Origin of the sequence: Arthrobacter sp. Hiyo1 (assembly GCF_001263615.2) — a bacterium.
Taxonomy (GTDB): Bacteria; Actinomycetota; Actinomycetes; order Actinomycetales; family Micrococcaceae; genus Arthrobacter.
The window spans coordinates 215,140-217,080 of the sequence record NZ_DF952472.1; the positions used below are offsets into that span (position 1 = coordinate 215,140).

General features: G+C 65.3%; 2 protein-coding genes and 1 pseudogene. All 3 read left to right on the forward strand.

Going from position 1 to position 1,941, the window contains the following annotated elements; translation table 11 throughout:
- Nucleotides 1-353, forward strand: a pseudogene (locus AHiyo1_RS14665) (hypothetical protein); the annotation flags it as partial.
- On the forward strand, nucleotides 350-1,102 hold the full coding sequence (locus AHiyo1_RS14670; RefSeq protein ID WP_059389063.1) for an SDR family NAD(P)-dependent oxidoreductase: 753 nt from the start codon (nucleotides 350-352) through the stop codon (nucleotides 1,100-1,102). The pseudogene AHiyo1_RS14665 and the gene AHiyo1_RS14670, both read left to right, overlap by 4 nt.
- A 229-nt stretch (nucleotides 1,103-1,331) precedes the next feature.
- Nucleotides 1,332-1,941: family 1 glycosylhydrolase (locus tag AHiyo1_RS14675; protein WP_172465599.1), on the forward strand; the 610-nt coding region annotated here is incomplete at its 3' end.

Genomic DNA, 1,941 nt, shown 5'->3' on the forward strand with positions numbered 1-1,941 from the left:
ACTCGTACATGAAGAAGCACAACGAGAACGCCATCCTCGCCTTCGCTGCCGCCGTGAAACGGCGTCAGGCCGAAGGGCGTGCACGTCCTGGCCTCGACCCGATGGGCACGGGACGGCAGATGATGGCGCTCTGGAGCGGCCTACGGGCGCAGTGGCTCGTGGACCCCTCGTTCGATTTCGCCAACGAAGTCGCAGCGGCCTTCCGCGCCTCACGGGCGAAGCAGCCATGGACACGAAGAAGAAGATCGAAGACTCATCGCGACGATCTGAGCAACGCACCGCAACACCTGTTCCCCGTGTCGCCGGCACGTGGACCCGCGATCAACTGCAACGACGCAAAGGAATCACTATGACCGCTGAAGACCGGTTCGCCGGAAAGACCATCATCGTCACGGGCGCCGGCTCCGGCATCGGGCGAGCCACCGCCGTCCGGCTCGCCGAAGAGGGCGCCCGGCTCATCGTCTCCGATGTGGTCGCCGATCGGCTCGACGACCTCAAGACATCACTCCCCGGAGCGGACGTCAGGACCGTCGTCGGCGACGTCACCGACAGCCGAACGGTCGACGCGATCGCCGATGCTTGCGAAGGCCGTCTCGACGGGCTGGCGAACATCGCGGGGATCATGGATGGTTTCCTTCCCGTCGGCGAGCTTGACGACGAGACGTGGGACAGGGTGATACGCGTCAATGTCACGGCCCCGATGCGGCTGACGCGGGCCGCCCTGCCGCTCCTGATCGAGTCAGGAAGCGGTTCGATTGTGAACGTCGCCTCTGAAGCAGCCCTCCGCGGTTCCGCCGCAGGTGCCGCTTACACGGCATCGAAGCACGCGGTCATCGGACTGACCAAAAACACGGCATTCATGTACGGTCCCCAAGGCGTGCGGGCCAACGCCGTGGCGCCCGGTGCGGTCGCCACGAACATCGAAGCAGCGGTCCTCAGCGAATTCGCCGCCAGCCGGATCTTCCCTGTGATGCAGGCCATCGGCTCCCCCGTCGCGGAGGCGGAGAGGCTCGCCGCAGCGATCACCTGGCTGTTGAGCGAGGACTCACTCAACATCAATGGAGCCATCCTGCCCAGCGACGGCGGTTGGTCAGCCGCCTAGCCGGGCAATCAGCCCGGACTTAGTTTGAAACGATCCAAAGTGCGGCGCGGCAATCGCGTAAACACTTCCTGCGGTTCGGTGTGAAGCATCTCCCCAAATCCGTTGATAGCCCCGAAAAAGTCGACGGCGGACCCGACGCTCCGCCCGCGGCTGCACCTCATCCACAGCTTCCGAAACCACGAATCCAGAACCACGAATCCACGGCCGCGCCGCGGAGAAAGAGATGACAATGAACAACTTCCCGCCCGGCTTCCTTTGGGGCGCCTCGACCGCACCTCACCAGATCGAGGGCAATAACATCAACAGCGACTGGTGGCTCCAGGAGCAGACCGTCCCCGGCATGGAGCCCAGCGGCGACGCCATCGACAGTTACCACCGGTACGCCGAGGACATGGAGCTGCTCGCCGATGCGGGCCTGACCGCGTACCGTTTCGGCATCGAATGGGCCCGGATCGAGCCGCTCCCTGGCCGTTTCTCCCGCGCCGAGCTCGCCCACTACCGCCGGATGATCGATACCGCCCTCGGACTCGGGCTCACCCCGGTCGTGACCCTGAACCATTTCACCACCCCGCAGTGGTTCGCCGACGAGGGAGGATGGCTCGGCGAGAGGGCGATCGAACGGTTCGCCTCCTATGTCACCGAGGCCACCACGATCCTGGACGGCGTCCCCTGGGTCGTGACGATGAACGAACCGAACATGCTCGCCATGATGGCGACCATGCGCCGGATGATGACGGCCGCCCCCGACGCCCAGCAGGATTGGCAGAGTCCTACGGTGGATCAGGATCCCCGGCCCCAGCTTTCCCCGCCGGATACGCAGATCGGCGCCCGCCTGGTCG

Excerpts from the sequence above, each read along its gene's own strand:
- AHiyo1_RS14670 (WP_059389063.1), top strand. The coding sequence starts at position 350 with ATGACCGCTGAAGACCGGTTCGCCGGAAAGACCATCATCGTCACGGGC.